This is a genomic window from Streptomyces sp. NPDC060002 (assembly GCF_042737245.1).
Lineage (GTDB): Bacteria > Actinomycetota > Actinomycetes > Streptomycetales > Streptomycetaceae > Streptomyces.
This window is the reverse complement of the sequence record NZ_JBHWUW010000021.1, coordinates 1-18,977: the sequence shown is the minus strand read 5'-3', so window position 1 is coordinate 18,977 and position 18,977 is coordinate 1. Positions and strand designations below refer to the sequence as shown.

Here is an 18,977-nt window from a genome sequence, read left to right as displayed (position 1 = left end):
GTGAAGACTCCGGAAAACGCGGGATCTTGGGCGGCGGAATTGTCGAGACTCCGGACGCGTGGCACAGCCTGGACGGCAACGGGTCCCCTGAACGCGGCGAGCGCCTCGAACCAAGGAGGGGACGCCGGACCGGGGCGGGTGTGCCGAGCCGGTACACGTCAGCAGAGCCGGTGTCGGGGCTCCCGGACGGCACGGTGACGTCATACCGGCACACAGGTCAGGCTGAAGTCCCGGAAGTCGGAGGTGGAGGAGGCGTCGACCAGGTCCCGGACGTGGATCCCGGCCAGGTGCCGGTGAAGAGCAGTCGGCCGCCGTGGTCGTCCGACAGCCGGCCGGCCTCCGGCGCACACCATGGAAGACGCAGGGAAACCGTTTACGAAAACAGATCGATGAGCAGCCCTCCACCGACGCTGTGACTCACCGATGCCGCTTGGGCGGCCGCACCGAGTCCCGTACGACGACGTGGGTGCCCAGGACCAGGTGCTCGGCGTCTCCGCTCTTGCGTCGGGCGCCACCCCCGGGCCCCTGCCGCCGGTCGGCCACCGCACGCAGGGCGACCCGGCCCATTTCCTCGTAAGGCACGTGCACCGTGGTCAGTTGGGGGGTGAGTTGGGATGCCAGGGGGATGTCGTCGTAGCCCGCGATCGACACGTCGTCAGGCACCCGCAGGCCTGCCCCGCGCAGTGCCTGCATGGCTCCCGCGGCGACGATGTCGGTGCCGGCGAGCACGGCGGTGAAGTCCGGCGTCTCGTGCAGAGCGGCCTGCGCCGCGGCGTGCCCGTGCTCGTCGTCGTACGGACCGTGCCGCACCAGCCCCTCGTCGAACGGCACCCCGTATGCCTCGAAGGCTCGTCGGGCGCCCTTCAACCTGCCCTGGGCGGTGGTGAGTTCAGCAGGACCGGGCAGGACCAGGATTCGCCGGTGACCGGCCGAGAGCAGGTGGCTCGCCATGGCATAGGCGCCGGACTCGTTGTCGTAGTCGATCGTCGTGGCCGGGACCTCTCCCTCCAGCGGCGGCCTGCCGACCAGAACCAGATGCGAGCCGGCGGCGTCCAGGGAACGGGCGAACCGGGCCATACGCAGCTGGTACTCGTCGTAGTCATAGGCGCCGCCGAGCAGGACCACGGCGTCGACGCCCTGCTGGCGCATCATGTTGACGAGGGCCAGTTCGCGTTCAGGGTCGTCGCCCGTGGTGCCGACGATCGACAGCCAGCCGCGCAGGGTGGCCGCACCCTCGACGCCCTTCGCCACGTGGGCGAACGCGGCGCCGGTGATGTTGTTGATCAGTATCGCCACCGTCGGAGTGGCACCACCCGCCAGGGAGCGGGCGTGGGCGTTGGTGACGTAGTCGAGGTCGCGCACGACCTTCATCACCCGGTGCCGCAGTTCCTCGGAGACCGGGTAGTTGCCCGACAATACGCGGGAAACGCTTGCCACGGACACACCCGCGCGTTCCGCCACATCCCGTATGGTCGCCCGGCCGGCGTCACCCGTCGTCCTGCGCTGACTCACGTTGCGGCTCCTTCACTGTTCGTGGGCGCCGACGAGGGCGCCATGGAGGCCACGCTCGCGGACACCGCCGTGGCCTGGTCAAGGCACGGCCGGGGCCCGGCCCCCCGTTGGTGCGGGAACCGTATCCCAACGGTCTCCCAGGTGGACCGGCCTGTGGACAACCCCGGCCGTCGCCGTGGGCAGCGCCGTCGGCAACGGGGTGGACCTGCGCATCACGCCACCCGGGCCAGGTCGGCGCGACGTACTTCGTGGGCGAGGGGCAGTCCGTCGGTCAGGCGTTCCAGCTCCTCGACGACGATGCGGCCGAGCCTTTCCAACTCGTTTCCGAGGGAGCCGGCGATGTGCGGGGTGAGGAACACGTTCGGCAACCGGTACAGGGGAGAGCCGGCGGGCAGTGGTTCGGGTTCGGTGACGTCCAGGACCGCATGCAGTCGACCGGAGACAAGCTCGTCGGTGAGGGCGGAGTGGTCGACGAGGGCGCCCCGCGAGGTGTTGATCAGCACGCCGCCGTCACGGACCAGTGCGAGGCGGGCGCGGTCGAGCATGTGGTGGGTCTCGGGGATATCGGGCGCATGCAGGCTGACGATGTCGCTGTGTCGCAGAAGATCTTCCAGAGAGAGGAGCTGCGCTCCGAGTTCGGCGGCCTCCGTCGCGTCCACGTACGGGTCGTGCAGGAGGATCTCGAAGTCGTACGGACGCAGCAGTTCCAGGAGGCGACGCCCCACACGCGAGGCGCCGATGACACCGATCCGGCGGCCGAGGTTGCCGGTTGCCGCAGTCTCGGCGGGCGTCGGCTGGGCGTGGGTGCGGCGAAAGCGCTCGCGGTGGCCGAAGGCGTCCTTCCCGGCGAGCAGGATCATCGCGAGTGTGTACTCGGCGACCGGGACTGCGTTGCCGGTCACCGCGCTGGAGACGGTCACCCCTCGGCCCCACAGTGCTTCTCCGACCAAGGGGCGCACCGAGCCCGCAGCGTGCAGGACCGTACGGAGCCGAGGTGTCGAGTCGAGGATGTCCGTGTCGAGGCGGGGGCAACCCCAGCCAGTGATCAGGATCTCGGCACCGGCCAGCGCGGACGCCGCGGCGGGTTCTGCGAAATCCCTTACGACGAGCGCAGGGTCGATCCCGGCCGCCCGCTGCAGCCGGGCCATGAGCGGCGGGGGGAACAGGAGGGGAAGGTGCACCGGATCCATGGCGAACACGGCCCTGGGCAGCTGGGCGCTGGGCATGACTCTCCCGAGGTGCGTGGGAAACGTTTTCTGAAAGCGCCTTCTACCGTAGATCTGGCGCAGAGGCGTGGTCAATCGGTCGGGGGATCGCGAGGGGGGAAGCCCTTCGGACGGCTCACCAGTAAATGGCCACCTCGGAGCGGCTGTTGAGGTCGAGATGAGAGCCGCCTTCGTCGGCTGCGAGGCCAGACGAAACCTGTTTCCGACAAGCTAGGTGTGCGGGGCGCGAGGGGTGTGAGGGCATCCGGCTGACGTGGACCGACTCCGACCTGTCCGCCCGCCACACGGTGCTGCGCGCACCGCGCTCGCATGGCCCCTGCCGGACGATCGCCACCGCTGTCGGGCCGGTCCGCTTCGGCACTCGCATCCGCTACATCGACGCGAGCGGCACCGCCGGGATGACGTACCACCACGTCGTCTCCAAGACCAGCTCCTCCGGTCAGGGCCCGGCCCCCGTTCGAAGTCGAGCGGTGCTGTTGCGCCGCCCCTCTCCGTGACGGCCGCCAGGGCGATGCGCGTCGAAGCCGGGACCTTCCGGCTCCCTGGACGTACGGCGACCTCGGTGACGTGGTTCTCGAGCCGAGGGGCTAAGGGATCCTTCGGCGCCGTGGCCGTCTTCACGCCCGGCGCCACGGCGTACGGCGACGGGACCTTCGTCGTACGTGGATCGGGTGTCGATCTCAACGTCAACTCATAAGGTGTGACAGGGTAGTTCGCTCGGCGGAACGTGTCCCGGGACGGCGAGATCATCGCGCGCCCGGTCTCCCGCGAGGGGACGGCCGCCGACCGGGTCGGTCTGCTGATGGCCAAGTCCCTGTCGCCCTTCGACCAGGCGGCCGGTCCGATCGTCACCGGCGGTACGACCGCGCAGCCGATGTACGCCAAATAGCCCTGCCGCAGGCTCGTGCACCGGAATACCGCGCGCTGTTGTGGTGCTCTGGTCATACCGGTGCGCGAGCGCGTCGAAGGGCTGGTGAGCAGATGGCAGCAGACCAGACGGTCCCACGGGCCGAGGCCCAGGCGGACCCCGACCCCGACCCCGTCGTCACGACCCCCTACGGGGCCGTACGCGGGAGGTGCGAGAACGGCATCGCCGCTTTCCGCGGGATCCCGTACGCGGCACCCCCCTTCGGGGCCCGCAGGTTCCGGCCGCCCGTGCCGCCCGAGCCCTGGGACGGGGTGCGCGACGCGGGAGCCTTCGGCGCGACGCCGCCGAAACCGCCGTACTCCGAGGCCTTCGCCCAGTACCTGTCCGACCCCGTCGTGGCGGGCGACGACTGCCTCAACCTCAACGTCTGGACGCCCGAGCCCGGCCCGGCCGCCCGGCTTCCCGTCCTCGTCTGGCTGCATGGCGGCGCCCTGACCAGGGGATCCTCGGCAATGCCGGTCTACGACGGACGGAACTTCGCCCGCGATGGAATCGTTTTCGTCTCTATCAACTACCGGCTGGGGGTGGAGGGCTACGGACTGTTCCCGGACGCCCCCGCGAATGCCGGTCTGCGCGATCAGCTCGCCGCGCTGGAATGGGTGCATCGCTCGATCAGGGCTTTCGGCGGCGACCCCGACAGGGTCACCCTTGCGGGACAGTCCGCCGGAGCCATCAGCGCCGGAGCCCTGATGGCGGCCCCGCAGGCACAGGGCCTGTTCCGGCGGGCCGTCCTCCAGAGCGGACCACCGGAGGCCTTCGAACGGGACAAGGTCCGGCGCATGGTCCGCCGTATGGCGACCCGGCTGAAGATCCCCGCCACCGCCGAGGCCTTCGCCTCCGTCGACCGGGATCTGCTGTTGCGTACCCAGGCGGAGGTCGGCAGGCTCAGCAGCCCCGTCCTGGGCGGGCCCGCCTTCGGCGTCATCGTCGACGGCGACCTCGTTCCGCGCGACCCGCTTCAGGCACTCGTCGACGGGGACGCGGCCCCCGGCGTCGACCTCCTCCTTGGCTGGACTCGGGACGAGTACCGGCTGTGGCTGGTCCCGGGCGGCCTGATGGAGCGCGTCGACCGGCTGGGGCCCGTCGCCCTCGCCGGCGCCATGGCCCGCTGTCACTGTGGCCACGAGGTGCCGCGCGGATACCGCGCCCTGCACCCCGGGGCCGGCACCGCCGAGATCGTCGGCCAGATGGTCACCGACAGCCTGCTGCGCCGCCCCCTGCAACAGCTGGCCGAGGCCCGCCCCGGGTCGTCCTACGTGTACGAGTTCGCCTGGCCCTCGCTCAGGCCCGGCCTCGGCGCGTGCCACGCCCTCGAGCTCGGTTTCGTCTTCGACACCGGCGAGACGGCCGAGTCCGCGAAACTCGCCGGGGGCGGCGCGCCGCAGGAACTGGCCGACGCGATGCACGGGGCGTGGACACGGTTCGTTGCCACGGGTGACCCCGGCTGGGAGGCCTGGGGGCTGGCGCATCCCGTGCGGATCTTCGGCGAGGCGGACACCGGGCGGGATGAGGGCGACGGTATGGCGCACGAGGTCGACGGCATGTCGTATACCGCATACGGTCCACAGGATCGTGAGCTGGCCCTGTGGGCCGCGTCGGCAGCAACCGCTCCACCGGGAGAACTCGTCGACGGGACGGCGACGTCGGATCCGCTACTCGGCAAGACCCTGCGTAGCGCGGAGCTCAGGTCCGCGATGCGCCGACTGCGCCGGGCCGGCGCAGTGAGAGGACGCTGACCGCCGGGCACACCTCGGTGCTGGGGCCGGTACGCGGTTTCCGTGTTACGTCGGAATTGGAGTCACCCGGCAAGCGCAAGCGCAAGTGGCGGAGGCCGGCAGCGGTGGGAGGGTGGCCGGAGCGCTACGCGGAGGTCAGTGTCCGAGCGATCGATGCGACCGCCTGAGGACCGACCCGGCAGCAGCCGCCGATCAGACGTGCCCCCGACTCCCGCCATCCCAGGACCTGTTCGGCGGTGAAGGTGGAACGGCCGCTCCAGGCGCGGGCTTCCGCGTCCCACACCTCGCCGCTGTTGGGGTAGACCACGACCGGTTTGCCCGTCACCCGAGCCGCAGTCGTCACAGCGGCTTGGACGTCTTCCGGGGCGCAGCAGTTCACACCGACCGCGATCACCTCGTCGGAGTCGGCGGCCAGGGCGAACGCCTCGTCCAACGGCTGCCCGGCGCGCGTACGGTCACCGGCGATCGAGTACGACAGCCAGGCCGGCACGCCGAGCCCGCGTACCGCCCGCAGCAGTGCCTCGGCCTCATCGGCGTCGGGAACCGTTTCCAGCGCCAACACATCGGGCGCTGCGGCGGCCAGGACCTCCAGCCGGGGACGGTGGAAACGTTCCAGTTCCTCGATGCTCAACCCGTAGCGGCCCCGGTACTCGGAGCCGTCCGCGAGCATGGCCCCGTACGGCCCCACCGACGCGGCCACCCACAACGGGTGAGCGAGGCCCGTGTGCCGGGCCTGCCGGGCCGCCTCCTGGGCGAGTTCCACGCTCAGCGCCAGCAGCCGGGCGGCTTCGTGGTGGTCGATGCCGCGCTTGGCGAAGCCCTCGAACGTGGCCTGGTAGCTGGAGGTGATCGCCACGTTCGCGCCGGCCTCGAAGTAGGCGAGGTGCGCCTGGGTGATCGCCTCGGGCTGCTCGGCGAGCAGCCGTGCCGACCACAGTTCGTCGCTCAGATCGTGCCCGGCGGACTCGAGCTGGTTGGACATACCGCCGTCAAGGACGACGGCTCCGGCGGCGAGAGCCGTGGTGAGGGAGGTCTCGGCGGAGGGAACAGGGATGTCGCTGGTCATGTCACGACGCTAGTCGAAGGGGCGGCAGACGGTCGGATATGTCCGGTAAATGAACAGAGTGACCACGATGTGGGACAGGAGAGGGGGCGGGCCGCCCTCGTGTCACCTCTTGCCCGCCTGGGAGACACGCGACGGCTCATCGTCCGTGCGCGGAGTGCCGTCCACCACGGCCGCGCGCACCGCCCCGCGTGCGCTTGGCCACAGGGACCAGCAGCCCGCCGAGCAATCCGGCTGCCAGGACGTACGGCCACCAGCCGAACGCGCCGCTCTCGGCCGCGCTCGTGCTGCGCGTCTCGGCTGTCACCGACCCCGACGAGGCCTGTCCGTGCGCGTCGGCCGAGGAGCTCACGGCTGTCGCGGTGAGGACCACGTCGTTGCCGTCCCCGCCCTTGTAACTGATCCGGTAAACGGTGTCAGCGAGCTTCACCTCGGCTCCCTCGCGCAGTTTGTCGAAGGTGCCGGTCGTGGCGGTGTCACCGGTGTGGTCCAGGACGGTGATCTCCTGGGCCGGCGTGTCGCCGGTCGCGGAAACTTCCTTGCCGGAAACGGTACCGGTTCCGGTCGGGGCGGAGGACTTGTCGTAAGCGGTACCAGCCCCGGTTGTCGCGGTGGCCGTTCCTGCCGCGGCCAGGTCGAGTCCGCCGCCCAGGGTGACCTTGCCGCCCACTTTCAGGGGCGTGTCCGTCAGGACCAGTTGCCCCTTGTCGTTCTGCGTGTAGGCGCCGGTCACGGTCAGCCCGCCCGTGACCACACCCTCGTTGGTCACGGCGCCGTTCACGGTGCCCTTCCCGCTGAGTGCGCTCGTCACCCGCAGTGCCGAGCCGCCGGTGTCCAGCCGCGCTCCCGCCGACGTCAGTCGGACCGCCCTGCTGTTGGTGAGAGTCGCCCCGTCCTCGAGCGCCAGGGTTCCTTGCCTGACCGTTGTCGTCCCGGTGTACGTCACCGCGGTGCCCGCAAGAGTCGTGGTCGCCGCTCCGGACTGGACGAACGAGCCGCTGCCGCCGAGCCGGGAGAGGGAGATCGCGGTCTTCGTGTTGCGCACGACGAGAGTGCCGTTGTTCACGATCCGGCGCCGGTCGGTACCGGTGAGCAGGGAGCCGTCTCCCTGTGCCGACCCGAGTCGCAGAACCGACCCCTTCTGTACGGTCGTTGAACCGTCGTAGTACTGCGCGGCCGCGAAGGTGACGTCGTTGCCCTTTGTTCCGGCGATGACGATGTCACCGGCGCCGGGCACGGCCAGGGTGTCGTGGTACTTGCCGCCGCCGATCGGCGCACCCAAGGTGACCGGCCCGTTGTAGGCGAACGTCAGCAGGGACCGCCGTCCGCCGGCCTCGTGCAGGTTGATGTAAACGGTGTCCTTCGTTCCCGGCATGAAGATCTTGTGCGTGGTGCCGTCGCCCCACTGCACGTCGGCGCCCTCGATGTTGGTGCCGCGCTTGTTCAGCTGGTGCGCGACGGAACGCCAGTTGATGTCCGGGTCGCTGAGCGAGGGATCGGTGTCGCCGCCCTGGTCGCTGTAGCTGTACTGACCGGTGAGGACGACCTTGCTGCCCGGCCGCGAGTGCACGTTGACGTCGCTGCCGTACTCCCGCTGGTAGAAGTCCTGCCGCAGCGTGATCGTCTGGTGCAGCGGGGTGTCGATGATCCAGGAGCCCTGGTTGAGGATCGCCCGGGCGTTGGGCAGCGACACCGGGTACTCGGGACGGCCGACCGCCATCCCGGTGCCGTTGTCGATGACCCCGGAGAAGGGGTGCGTGCCCGCCAGGTCGAGCGTGCCCCACATGCTGCGGGGCTGGGTGACGAGGCCGGAGCCGCTGATCGTACCGATGTTGAAGGTGCGGGTCAGCGAGAGCCGGAGTGTGCCGTCGACGCGGACGTTGAGCTGATTGAGCCGGTAACCGGGAGTGTCGTAGGGGAAGTGCCCGATCAGCCCTGTGCCCCCGCCGGTGCCGTACTGGAGGGTCGACCCACGCTCCACAGTGATCGCGGGCGGGTCGGGATTGCCGACCGTTGTGTAGGGATGGTTTCCGCCCTGCGTGCGCACCACCTGCCGCTGGCGTGCCTTGGGCAACGTGAAATCGCTGTCTTTGCTGAGGACCAGGGTTCCGCCGCCGCGCACGGTAAGCGTTCCCTGGCCGCGGAAAACGCCCTCGTAGGTTGTTGTCCCGGAGGTCACGGTGACCACGGTGTCACCGGTGAGCGTCACGTCCCGGTTCGCGAGGACATCGGCGGTGACGTCCCGGGCGTCGGCGGCCACGGCCGGGGGAGCGGTGGCCACAAGGGCGGCGACGGCCGCGAGGGCGCCGACGACCGCTGCTGAGGTGTGGAGAAGGCTGCGCACGCATCGGAGACGCGTCGGCGCGGCGCCGATAACAGAAACTTGCTTCCCCGAGTGCCGTCGGGGACCTCGCCGCACCCGGAAAACCACCTTCCCGCCGGAAAATTCCGGAAAGGGCTTTCCATCAAGTCCCGTCCGACCCGTTGACCTGCCCGTAACACGCCCTTACCTTTTCGGCGTTCGTCATTCCACATGTTGTTCGCAGTTCCGAACACCCCTCTGGGTGAGCCCAGCCGCCACACCCGGATCCAGGCCTTCGACCCGCATCCGGACGGCACCCCCTACTTCGGCGTCCCCGTCGCCGACACGTGAAGGAGAGTGCGTGAGATGAGACGTGCGTACACGACCCTGCTCGCCCTCTGTCTTGTGCTGATGGGCGCCCTTGCGACCGCGGGACCCGCCCAGGCGGCGCCCGTGACGATCGTCAACGGCACCCAGATCAACGACAGTTCCGGCAGTCCCGTACACGCCCATGGCGGTGGCGTTCTCAAAGTCGGCTCCTACTACTACTGGTTCGGCGAGAACCGCAACGCCGACAACACCTTCCGCTACGTGGACGCCTACCGTTCCACCGATCTGAAGAACTGGGAGTTCCGTAACCACGTTCTGACCCAGTCGAGCGACTCCGAGCTGGCCGCCGCCAACATCGAACGCCCGAAGGTCATGTACAACGCGTCCACCGGCAAGTTCGTGATGTGGATGCACAAGGAGAACGGCACCGACTACAGCGAGGCCCGAGCCGCCGTCGCCGTGTCGGACACCGTCGACGGAAACTACACCTGGCAGGGCAGTTTCCGCCCGCTCGACCAGCACATGTCTCGTGACATCACGGTTTTCGTGGACAGTGACGGCGCCGGATACATGGTTTCGGCCGCACGCGAGAACTACGACCTCCAGATCTACCGGCTCACCGCCGACTACACCGGTATCGCGAGCCTGGTCGCCGACCCATGGCACGGCGGTCACCGCGAGGCGCCGGCGCTGTTCAAGCGGGGTGGTGTCTACTTCATGCTCACCTCCGGCGCGACCGGCTGGAGTGCCAACCAGCAGCAGTACGCCACCGCGACCTCACTCGCCGGCCCCTGGTCGGCCATGACGAACGTCGGCGACTCGACGGCGTACGGCTCGCAGACCGCGTACGTACTCCCTGTCCAGGGCACTTCCGGGACCTCGTACCTCTACCTGGGTGACCGCTGGGGCAACTCCTTCGGCGGGACGGTCAACGACTCGCGTTACGTCTGGTTTCCGCTGAGCTTCCCCACGACCACCTCGCTGTCGATGTCCTGGTCCCCCGAGGTCACCGTCGACACGGCGGAGGGAACGATTACCGGAACGAGTGCTACGTACAACACGCTCATCGCCCGGCACAGCAGCAAGTGCGCGGATGTCACGAGTCAGTCCCTCTGGGCTGGCGCCCAGATCAAGCAGTACGACTGCAACGGCGGTAACAACCAGAAGTACTGGTTCAAGTCCGTCGGAAGCGGTTACTACCAGTTGGTCGTCAGAAGCAGTTCTCTGTGTGTGCAGGAGAACGAGAGCACGGTCAGCCAAGAGAACTGCACGACGGCCACCAGTCAGCAGTGGTCGCTGACGACTTCGGGCGGCTACGTCAACGTCAAGTCCCGCGCGAGCGGCGAGTGCCTGGACGTGAACGGCGCGTCCACCGCCAACTCCGCCGCGCTCATCACCTACACGTGCAACGGAGGAACCAATCAGCAGTGGACGCGCGGCACCTGACCTACGTCAGGCAAGCAGGTCGATCGCGTCGACCGACGTGCCCGCGCTGAGGTAGGAGGTCGTCCCCGAACCGCTCACCACGTTGATCTTCAGCACGTTGTACTGGCTCGTGTCCGTGAGCCATGCACTCGCCGGGACGCTGTAGGTGAACGTGTAGTTGTTGCCCCGGTAGGACCCGTTGGTCAGGGACCGGGTGCTCGGCTGGGTGGGCGGGGAGGGGATGGCCGAGGTCCAGGTGCCGTTCACGACGACCTGGGGCCGGCCGTTGGCGTAGGCCGTCGTCACGCCGATGCGCAGGGTGTGCGCGGCGGCGGCCTGGGCCGCGGTCAGCTTGAAGTACACGAGCAGGCCGCTGTTGACGTCCTTCCAGATGTAGCAGGGGAAGGCCGAGGTCTCGCTGCCGCTGCCGATCACCACGTTGCCGGTCCAGGCGGTGGCCCGGACGTCCGACGGGTGCGCGTACGTCATCAGGTCGGCGTTCTTGAAGCCGCTCGGTGTACCGGTCCAGTCGTTGATCCGCCAGATCGCGCTCGCGTTGCCCGGGTCGTTCGAGGTCGGGATCGCGATGGAGTTGAGGGTGGTCGTCCCGCCTGCGGACACGGTCACCTGGGTACTGTGTACAGCCAGTTCGCTCTTGTGGACGGTCAGCGTGTACGTCCCCGGGAGCACCCCGGTGATCGAGAAGTAGCCGTCGGACGACCGTGCCGAACCCCAGTACTGAGCAGCCGAGTTGGCCAGTCCGACCGTGTACGGGTACGCCGTGTTGCGTCCCGTGATGCCGACTCCCGCGACCCGGCCCCGGCCGCTCGCCGCGACGTAGCCGGAGATGCCGAGCGCGTCAGCCCACGAGGTGGTCAGGGTTCCCGGGAACAGTGACGAAGAGGGTGCGCCACCGTCGGTGAAGGCGATGACGTAGGGGCCCTGGAGGCCGAAGCGCTGCTCCTCGGTCTGGTTCTGGCCGTAGTACAGGATCTCGTACAGGCCGCCGCCGTCGGCGCTCTGGTGGCGCAGGAGGGAGCGGTAGAAGGGGCCGCCCGAGGCCTTCTCGTGGTTGCTGCGCACGATCCAGAGACCGACGCTGCCGGTGGTCCAGCCGATGTAGTCGTAATCCATGACGCGCAGCTTGGAGTAGTGCTTGGAGCGGGTCTGGCCGTCGGATTTCGCGAAGACGTCGGAGGCCTCGATGGTGCTGGTCGTGTACGTGTAGGAGTCGGGCTCGTCGTTGAGGAACAGGCCCGCCTTGACGCGCACGATGTAACGGGTTGCCGAAACGGATGTGTCGGCCTTGTTGGTCCACAGGTAGACGTGGTTCTCGCCGCTTCGGGCCGCGTAGTAGTGCTTGAGCGTGCCGTGCGTGACCGAGACCAGGATCGTCGAGCCGGACTGCGCGATCGTCACGGTGGAACTGCCGAGGCCCGACTCGATGTGCGAGTTCATGCCGCCGTAGCCCTGGTACTCGGTTCCCCTGTAGGTCAGCGAGGTCAGGTCGCCGGTGGACTTGCTGACCTTGAAGACCAGGTTGGCGCCGGTGTCGACGACGTAGTTCGAGCCGTCGTCGGTGTAGCCGAAGGCTGCTGCGGCGGCCGGTGCGGCGAGCGGCCCGGCCAGGGCGGCCGAGCCTGCCGTGGCCGCGCTGCCGAGGACGAAGGTGCGGCGTCGGATCGGCCGGTGGCTGTCGGATCCGGACATGGGGGTGCCTCCTTCGGGAGGTGTGGGGGTGCGGGTGCCTGAGAGAGTGACAGTTGAATCGATTTCGCGAAAGGGCTTTCGCTCGCGGGAGGTTGGCAATCTTGCGAAATCGGCCCAAGGTCTAGAAAGCGCTTGCCGGAGGCGGTACGGTCCAGCCGCCAGCCCTGTTGCCGTGACGGAGGAGCCGCAAGTGAGACGTTTCAACATCGCCGTCCTCGCGGCGCTGACCCTGACCGTCGGTCTGACGGCGGTACCCGCCGCTCAGGCGCACGGCGGTCGCACACCCCTCGGCATCGACAACTGCACCGCAACCGCCTGCCACTTCGATGTCCCGCCCGGTACCTACAACGTCGAGGTCGTCCTCGGCGGCCTCGACGAGTCGAGCACCGGCATCAGCGGGGAGACCCGGCGCGCCCTGCTCCCCGAGACCGGCGCTCCCGCCGGTGAACGCGTTGTCCGCAGCTTCACGGTGGACGTCCGAACCCCTGAGGGCGAGCCGACGGGAGCGGCCGGAACCGCCGGTCTGGATCTGGCGGTCGGCGGCACGGCGCCGGCCTTGGCCGACATCAGAGTCACCCCGGCCCGGCACGCACGCCAGGTCTTCCTCGTCGGTGACTCCACTGTCTGTGACCAGCCGGCGGACCCGTACACCGGGTGGGGCCAGCAGTTGCCGCAGTACCTGCGCAAGGGAGTCTCGGTCGCCAACTACGCTGATTCCGGGGAGAGTACGGTCACCTATCTGGGGAACCCGCTGCTCTGGGCCACGGTTCAGCCGCTGATCCGCCCGGGCGATCTCGTCCTGGTCCAACTCGCCCACAACGACAAGACGACGGACGAGGCGACCTACCGGGCGAATCTCGAGACACTCGTGGCGGGAGTGAGGGAGAAGGGCGGTCAGCCGGTCCTGGTGACCCCCATCGTGCGCCGCTGGTTCAACACCGACGGCACGCTGAACAACGCAACGGCCCTGCTGGTCAACGGCCTTGGCGTCGATCACCCGGCAGTGATCCGCTCGGTCGCCGCCACACAGGAGGTTCCGCTGATCGACCTCACCGCCAGGACCAAGGCGCTGGTGGAGTCCCTGGGCGTCGAGGGCTCCAAGGCGCTCTACCTGTACAACGAGAAGCGCGACAACACGCACACCTCCGCGCACGGAGCAACGGTCTACGCGGGCCTGGTCCGCGACGAACTCGTCGCCCAGCATCTGGTGCCGAGGGGCACCGTGCGGGTGGGATGAACGCCTGGGGGCGCCCCGACCGGAACCGGGACGCCCCCAGGTCCTGGCATCACCAGGCTCCGCACCGGCCGCGAAGGAAAGAAACAACAGATGCACCTGCCCCCGCCCGACCTCGTCCGCAGCCCCCGCACCGGCTACACCCGCGCCCACTGGGAGGCGGCCGCCGACGCGCTGCTCGCCGCAGTGGAGCCGTACGCCACCGAGGATCGCGCTCTCTATCACTTTCCCGGCGGCCGAGGAAGCTGGTCGGGCCGCCTCTCCGACGGCCTGGAAGGGTACGCTCGCACGTTGCTGCTGGCGGCCTTCCGTCGTGACGAGACGGCGCTGGAGCGTTACGCAAGCGGTCTCGCGGCTGGTGTCCGCGGCGTCTGGCCCCGCGTCGAGGACCGCGGTCAGCCCCTCGTCGAGGCCGCGTCGATCGCCCTGGCGCTGCGGCTGACCCGTCCGCTGCTCTGGGACCGTCTCGACGACAGCGTCCGACAGCGCGCCGCGGCCTGGCTCGGAGACGCGCTGACCGCCGAGGCCTGGCCCTGCAACTGGGAGTTGTTCCCGGTGACGGTAGGCGGTTTCCTGGAGTCCGTCGGCCATGAGCCGGAGGCTTCTCGCAAGGCGATCGACCGCGGGTTGGAGCGCATCGAGCAGTGGTACGTCGCCGACGGTTGGTACAGCGACGGCGCCGGCCGCGCCTTCGACTACTACAACGGCTGGGCGATGCACCTCTACCCGGTCCTGCACGCCTGGCTGGCCGACGATCCCGAGCTGCTCACCCTCTACGGCGACCGGCTCAGGACCCATCTCGACGACTACGCACGTCTGTTCGGAGGCGACGGCGCCCCCCTGCACCAGGGCCGTTCCCTCACCTACCGCTTCGCCACCACCGCCCCTCTGTGGCTGGGCGCCCTGACCGGCCGGACCCCACTGCTCCCCGGCGAGACGCGCCGCCTGGCCTCGGGAGCGTTGAAGTACTTCCTGGAACGCGACGCGGTCGACGAACACGGCTTGCTGACCCTCGGCTGGCACGGTCCCGACGAGTCGGTCCTCCAGGGCTACTCGGGACCCGCCTCCCCCTACTGGGCGAGCAAGGGTTTCCTCGGTCTGCTGATTCCACCGGATCACGAGGTGTGGACGGCGACGGAGGAGGCGGGGCCGGTGGAACGGGGAAACGCGGTTACCCCCGTTGCTGCTCCCAACTGGCTGCTTCAGTCGACAAGTTCGGACGGGGTGGTCCGCCTGCACAACCACGGCAGTGAGGACGTCCGTTACGACCCGTACTACACGAGGTTCGCGTACTCCACGGTCACGCGGCCGCTGGACGCGCCGCCGGACAACGTCGTCATGGTCGGCGGCGACCCGCATCGCGAGGGCATCGTCCCGCTCGGAGTGGGGGAGGACTGGGCCGCCTCCCGATACGTGCTGAGCTCCGGGGCCGAAGTCACCAGCCTGGTGGTGGCCGAGGGTGCGGTGGAGGTGCGGGCCCACCTGGTGGCCGGCGCGGAGCCGGGAACGGAAGTGCGCATCACGGGCTGGGTACCGGTGGAGGGCGGGGACGAGCGGGCGGAACTGGTGCCCGTGCACGGGCTGGCGGGCACGTCCCCCCTGTCGGGTGTGCTGGGAGAGGGCCCGTCGACTCTCTTCGTCGCGCTCGCCCGCCTCACCGCCGAGCCGGACCCCCCGCCCCTCCGGGAACTGGTGTCCGTGGAGGTGCAGAGGGTGGATGCCGACACCGCTCACGACGCGTACGACCTGAGCGTTTGCCGGCCGACGGGTTCGGAACGCCACTTCCGCTTCACGGCTTCAGACGAGCGATCCGCAACGTCGTCGTGGTCGGTGACGCCCCGGTGAGCGGTTTTGCGTAGGTCGGCGTGACGGGGGCGTACGCCCAGGTCAGTGTCCCGTCCTTGAGGACCGCGAGGTCACCGGTGATGCGGGTGCTCACCACCTTGTCCGGGCTCTGGACCTTGCCGTTCCAGTCGACGAGACGCAGGTGGGTGCCCGTGAAGGCGCCGGTGCAGGTACCGCTCGCGCACTTGGCGCCCTTGAGGGACTCCCAGGAGACGAGGAGGCGGTCCTTGCCGTACGGGACGACATGGACGTTGACGTTCTCCGTGCCGGCGGCGCTTGTGAGGTAGACGGCCTTGCCCGGACCGGAGTTGCGGTTCTTCAGGAACGCCAGTGCGACCTGATGGGTGCTCGTCTTCGGCTTCACCGTCCACCCGCGACCGCTGGCGTCGTCCGGGTTCTTCTTGGCCGAGACGGCGCCGCGCGAGGCGAAAGCGGTTACGTAACGGCCGGTGGACGACTTCACGAGGTCGCCGGTGCGGCCGGGGAAGGTACCGCCGCAGTACCCGGCCCAGCACTGCTCGCGCTGCACCACCGGGGCGGTGTCCGGAGCACCGATCCCGGTCGAGACGAACAGCCCCGAGCGCCAGTCGTCGAAGCACAGGGAGGTGAAGGCGCCGGAGGTCTCGGCGTGCAGGGCGATGCCCTCGTTGTGGCTGCAACCCCAGCTCCAGCCCCCGGTGAGCTTCGCCCCCTTGGCGCTGAGGTACGCCATCTTGTCCCCGAAGTGCCCGTCGGCGAAGCCGCCCGCTCCGTGCACGACGAAGTAGGCGCCGTACTTCGTCCCGTTCCAGGTGAGTTGTCCGTCGAGCAGCGGCGCGGTGTCGTGGGAAGCGGTTCCGGTGAGTTTCGTGAGGAAGGTCCGCTTGCCACCCGTATAGCGGACGATCGCGGCCGCCGTCTCCTTCCACTTGTTCGTGTCGGCGACTCGAGTGAGCAGGGCGAAGCCGTCGTTGTGCGCGACCAGGCCTCCGACCTCCTTGGCGCCCTTGACGACCGTGTCGGCGCCCGAGCGCTTCCCGGCGGCGGTGAGCGGGGTGACGTGGACGCCGTCCGCCGCGGGCCAGGCGACGCGCAGCGTGCCGTTCGGGGCCACCGCGGTCGTCGTCCGCGTCCACTCCCGGGTGTTGTTGTAACCGGGCGACAGATAGGGGAACTTGGCGGCGAGCGTGACGACGGTGGTGGTGGGGGTGAGGTTCGGGGAGGTCGTCGCGGCCCCGGCGGTGCCCCACCAGGCGCCGGCGAGCACTCCGGCAGCAGCGAGGGCGCCGATCGCGGGCTTGCGGGCCGCGCGCATACGGCGGTGGCGCGTCGTGCGTCGTGCAGATGTCATGGCCAGTGGTTGCCGCTGGGCAGGAGAAAGTTGCCGTGCTGGGTGGACACGGAGGGAACTGTTGTGGCGGACGTGGTCACGGTGACTGGAACCGGGCCTGCTGGGTGGACGTGGCTCGGTTCGTGCTCCTCAGAGGGCGCGTGCAGGTGGAGGGGGAGATTCTCCGTTGCCCCGCGTGAGCGGAGTGCACAAGAATCCTCGTATGACTTCTGCCATCCGTCACGTGACGATCGACAGCTCCGATGCCTACGCCCTCGGTACCTTCTGGTCCGAGGTGCTTGGCCAGCCTCTCCACGAGGACGACAAGCCGGGCGACGAGGAGGCGTTGATCGAGGGCGCGGGGATGCTCTTCGTCACCGTCCCGGAGGCCAAGAGCCGGAAGAACCGCATCCATTTCGACCTCCAGCCGCAGGACCGTACCCGCGACGAGGAGGTCGAGCGTCTGCTCGCCCTCGGCGCCACGCTTTTCGACGACCGCCGAAGGGCCGACGGCACGGGGTGGGCGGTCCTCGCGGACCCGGAGGGAAACGAGTTCTGCGTCGAGCGGAGCGCGGGAGAGCGGGCCGCGGGCTGAGGCGGCGGTAACAGGGCAGGAAACGGACGCGTCGGCAGCCACCTGTCCAGCAGGGGACCGGTGTAGAAGAAAAATCCGCTGGAAACAGTTCGCCAGGAAGTTCGCCGGAAACAGTCCGGCGGCCTGATCAGCGGAGACAGTTCGGCGGGACAGTTCGGCGGAGGCCGAAAGGACGCGCCCCTAGCGTGGACCGCATGCGTGCATCCAGGGCGACCTCGAACCCCTTCGCCGGCCTTCACCACGCCGAGACCCCCCTCCTCCTGCCCAACGCCTGGGACCATGCCGGCGCGATGGCCATGGCGGGAAAGGGTTTCCGAGCGATCGGCACGACGAGCCTCGCGGTGGCGGCGGCGGTGGGGCTGCCGGACGGCGCGTCGGCGACTCGCGACGAAACCCTACGGCTCGCGCTGGTTCTGGGTTCGCAACCGTTTCTCCTGTCCGTCGATGCGGAAAGCGGTTTCAGTGAAGATCCCGACGAGGTGGGCGAGTTCGCCCGTCAGCTTGGGGCTGTGGGCGCGGTCGGTATCAACCTGGAGGATGCCCTGGGGTCGGTCGACCGGCATGCAGCGAAGATCGCCGCAGTCAAGGCTGCCGCACCCGGCCTTTTCGTCAACGCACGCACCGACACGTACTGGCCCGGCGGACATGGCGAATGCGGCGTACGCAGCGGAGCCGAAACGCTGTCCCGCCTCGATGCCTATCAACAGGCGGGCGCGGACGGGGTCTTCGTCCCGGGACTGACCGATGCGCGGGAGATCGCGGCTCTCGTCGCACGACTGGACGTTCCCCTCAACGTCCTCTACTCGCCGACTGGCCCCACGGTTCCCCAACTCGGCGATCTGGGGGTGAGCCGGATCAGCCTCGGCTCGTTTCTCTACCGGCGAGCCATGGGTGCGGCGCTCGACGCGCTGGACGAGATCCGTGAGGGACGTGAGCCGGGTGGCCGTACGCCGACGTACGAGGACGTACAGGAAATGCGTGCTGACATAGCGGACCATGTCTGACGGCGTCAGCTGACGGCGTCGCCGGTGTCTGCCTCCCGCGGCCAGTGGGTCAGGGCCGTGTGCAGGGCGTCGATCGCCTTGTCCCACGACCGCTGCACATCCCGGGGCGCACCGAAGCCGCCGGCGGCCTCCAGCGTGCAGTACCCGTGAAAGGTGCTGCGCAGCAGGCGGACGGCGTCGGTGAGGTCGGGTTCGTCGAGGCCGTAGGCACGGAGCATTCCGTAAGTGATCTCGGCGGTCCGGCGCGGGGCGGGGGACGCGGCGGCCAGTTCTCGGTCGAATTCCTGGTCGATCCGGATCTGGGTGGCGGCGTACCGGCCCGGGTGCCGGAGGGCGTACTCCCGGTACGCCCCGGCGAAGGCGACCAGCGCCTCTTTGCCGGCGAGTCCCACGACGGCCACGGCGATCCGGTCGATCATCTCGCCGCCGACCAGCAGCGCGAGCCTTGTCCGCAGTTCCCGGAGGTTTCTGACGTGCGAGTACAAGCTCGCGTCCTTGACTCCGAACCGTCGGGCCAGCGCCGAAATGCTGACCTTGTCGAAACCGACCTCGTCGGCCAGCTCCGCGGCGGCTTCGACGAGGCGGTCGGTGGTCAGGCCGACTCGTGGCATGGGGACCGCCTTGTGTGCGCTCGTTACCTGGAGGTATCAGGCAGGATCCTAGTACTCCAGCAGGATTTCGCTGTCTGACCTGGTCTTTTCGCCGGGTGGCGGGAGTGTAGCGGGACTTGGGCCGTGCGGGGGCGGTCTCACGGAGAC

The 18,977-nt window shown here is 69.1% G+C and carries 14 protein-coding genes; 7 read left to right on the top strand and 7 right to left on the bottom strand.

Features of this window, described 5'->3' with window-relative positions; genetic code table 11:
• Window positions 1-417: 417 nt before the first annotated feature.
• Window positions 418-1,512, bottom strand: coding sequence for a LacI family DNA-binding transcriptional regulator (locus ACFWBD_RS19870; RefSeq protein ID WP_385668162.1), 1,095 nt, complete (start codon window positions 1,510-1,512; stop codon window positions 418-420).
• A gap of 212 nt (window positions 1,513-1,724) precedes the next feature.
• On the bottom strand, window positions 1,725-2,738 hold the full coding sequence (locus ACFWBD_RS19865; RefSeq protein WP_385668160.1) for a hydroxyacid dehydrogenase: 1,014 nt from the start codon (window positions 2,736-2,738) through the stop codon (window positions 1,725-1,727).
• A gap of 727 nt (window positions 2,739-3,465) precedes the next feature.
• Here ACFWBD_RS19865 and ACFWBD_RS19860 point away from each other — a divergent pair.
• Window positions 3,466-3,627: a hypothetical protein gene (locus tag ACFWBD_RS19860; protein WP_385668158.1), complete on the top strand. Its 162-nt coding sequence runs from the start codon at window positions 3,466-3,468 to the stop codon at window positions 3,625-3,627.
• A 92-nt stretch (window positions 3,628-3,719) separates the two neighbouring features.
• Window positions 3,720-5,402: a carboxylesterase/lipase family protein gene (locus ACFWBD_RS19855; RefSeq protein ID WP_385668156.1), complete on the top strand. Its 1,683-nt coding sequence runs from the start codon at window positions 3,720-3,722 to the stop codon at window positions 5,400-5,402.
• A 124-nt stretch (window positions 5,403-5,526) separates the two neighbouring features.
• Here the strand turns inward: ACFWBD_RS19855 and mmuM are convergent, their stop codons facing one another.
• On the bottom strand, window positions 5,527-6,468 hold the full coding sequence (gene mmuM / locus ACFWBD_RS19850) for a homocysteine S-methyltransferase (protein WP_385668154.1): 942 nt from the start codon (window positions 6,466-6,468) through the stop codon (window positions 5,527-5,529).
• Between the two features lie 136 nt (window positions 6,469-6,604).
• Window positions 6,605-8,809 carry an autotransporter gene (locus ACFWBD_RS19845; protein ID WP_385668152.1) on the bottom strand — a complete coding sequence of 735 codons (2,205 nt, stop codon included), beginning with the start codon at window positions 8,807-8,809 and terminating at the stop codon, window positions 6,605-6,607.
• A gap of 324 nt (window positions 8,810-9,133) precedes the next feature.
• On the opposite strand from ACFWBD_RS19845, the gene ACFWBD_RS19840 reads away from it, so the two are divergent.
• Entirely contained in the window at window positions 9,134-10,543 is a 1,410-nt protein-coding gene (locus tag ACFWBD_RS19840; RefSeq protein ID WP_385668150.1) for an RICIN domain-containing protein, read from the top strand.
• Between the two features lie 6 nt (window positions 10,544-10,549).
• Here ACFWBD_RS19840 and ACFWBD_RS19835 read toward each other — a convergent pair whose 3' ends face one another.
• The gene (locus tag ACFWBD_RS19835) at window positions 10,550-12,232 is read right to left on the bottom strand and encodes a rhamnogalacturonan lyase B N-terminal domain-containing protein (RefSeq protein ID WP_385668148.1); all 1,683 of its coding nucleotides are present in this window, start codon (window positions 12,230-12,232) and stop codon (window positions 10,550-10,552) included.
• A 190-nt stretch (window positions 12,233-12,422) separates the two neighbouring features.
• On the opposite strand from ACFWBD_RS19835, the gene ACFWBD_RS19830 reads away from it, so the two are divergent.
• Both ACFWBD_RS19830 and ACFWBD_RS19825 read left to right on the top strand, forming a co-directional pair.
• Entirely contained in the window at window positions 12,423-13,469 is a 1,047-nt protein-coding gene (locus ACFWBD_RS19830) for a rhamnogalacturonan acetylesterase (RefSeq protein WP_385668146.1), read from the top strand.
• Between the two features lie 90 nt (window positions 13,470-13,559).
• Window positions 13,560-15,311 carry a DUF2264 domain-containing protein gene (locus ACFWBD_RS19825; RefSeq protein WP_385668144.1) on the top strand — a complete coding sequence of 584 codons (1,752 nt, stop codon included), beginning with the start codon at window positions 13,560-13,562 and terminating at the stop codon, window positions 15,309-15,311.
• Here ACFWBD_RS19825 and ACFWBD_RS19820 read toward each other — a convergent pair.
• Complete coding sequence (locus tag ACFWBD_RS19820; protein WP_385668142.1) at window positions 15,256-16,641, bottom strand: hypothetical protein; 1,386 nt, start codon at window positions 16,639-16,641, stop codon at window positions 15,256-15,258. The two genes, ACFWBD_RS19825 and ACFWBD_RS19820, sit on opposite strands and share 56 nt — an antisense overlap.
• Window positions 16,642-16,843: 202 nt before the next feature.
• Here ACFWBD_RS19820 and ACFWBD_RS19815 point away from each other — a divergent pair, with 202 nt between their 5' ends.
• Both ACFWBD_RS19815 and ACFWBD_RS19810 read left to right on the top strand, forming a co-directional pair.
• Window positions 16,844-17,215, top strand: a complete 372-nt coding sequence (locus ACFWBD_RS19815) for a VOC family protein (RefSeq protein WP_385668140.1) — start codon at window positions 16,844-16,846, stop codon at window positions 17,213-17,215.
• Window positions 17,216-17,409: 194 nt separating this feature from the next.
• A complete protein-coding gene (locus tag ACFWBD_RS19810) occupies window positions 17,410-18,219 on the top strand; it encodes an isocitrate lyase/phosphoenolpyruvate mutase family protein (protein WP_385668349.1) in 810 nt (269 codons plus the stop codon).
• 5 nt (window positions 18,220-18,224) lie between these two features.
• Here the strand turns inward: ACFWBD_RS19810 and ACFWBD_RS19805 are convergent, their stop codons facing one another.
• The gene (locus ACFWBD_RS19805) at window positions 18,225-18,830 is read right to left on the bottom strand and encodes a TetR/AcrR family transcriptional regulator (RefSeq protein ID WP_385668138.1); all 606 of its coding nucleotides are present in this window, start codon (window positions 18,828-18,830) and stop codon (window positions 18,225-18,227) included.
• Between the last annotated feature and the right edge of the window lie 147 nt (window positions 18,831-18,977).

Coding starts and splice junctions, on each gene's coding strand:
- ACFWBD_RS19810 (WP_385668349.1), top strand. CDS start 17,410: ATGCGTGCATCCAGGGCGACCTCGAACCCCTTCGCCGGCCTTCACCAC.
- ACFWBD_RS19805 (WP_385668138.1), bottom strand. CDS start 18,830: ATGCCACGAGTCGGCCTGACCACCGACCGCCTCGTCGAAGCCGCCGCG.
- ACFWBD_RS19820 (WP_385668142.1), bottom strand. CDS start 16,641: ATGACATCTGCACGACGCACGACGCGCCACCGCCGTATGCGCGCGGCC.
- ACFWBD_RS19835 (WP_385668148.1), bottom strand. CDS start 12,232: ATGTCCGGATCCGACAGCCACCGGCCGATCCGACGCCGCACCTTCGTC.
- ACFWBD_RS19815 (WP_385668140.1), top strand. CDS start 16,844: ATGACTTCTGCCATCCGTCACGTGACGATCGACAGCTCCGATGCCTAC.
- mmuM (WP_385668154.1), bottom strand. CDS start 6,468: ATGACCAGCGACATCCCTGTTCCCTCCGCCGAGACCTCCCTCACCACG.
- ACFWBD_RS19825 (WP_385668144.1), top strand. CDS start 13,560: ATGCACCTGCCCCCGCCCGACCTCGTCCGCAGCCCCCGCACCGGCTAC.
- ACFWBD_RS19865 (WP_385668160.1), bottom strand. CDS start 2,738: ATGCCCAGCGCCCAGCTGCCCAGGGCCGTGTTCGCCATGGATCCGGTG.
- ACFWBD_RS19840 (WP_385668150.1), top strand. CDS start 9,134: ATGAGACGTGCGTACACGACCCTGCTCGCCCTCTGTCTTGTGCTGATG.
- ACFWBD_RS19855 (WP_385668156.1), top strand. CDS start 3,720: ATGGCAGCAGACCAGACGGTCCCACGGGCCGAGGCCCAGGCGGACCCC.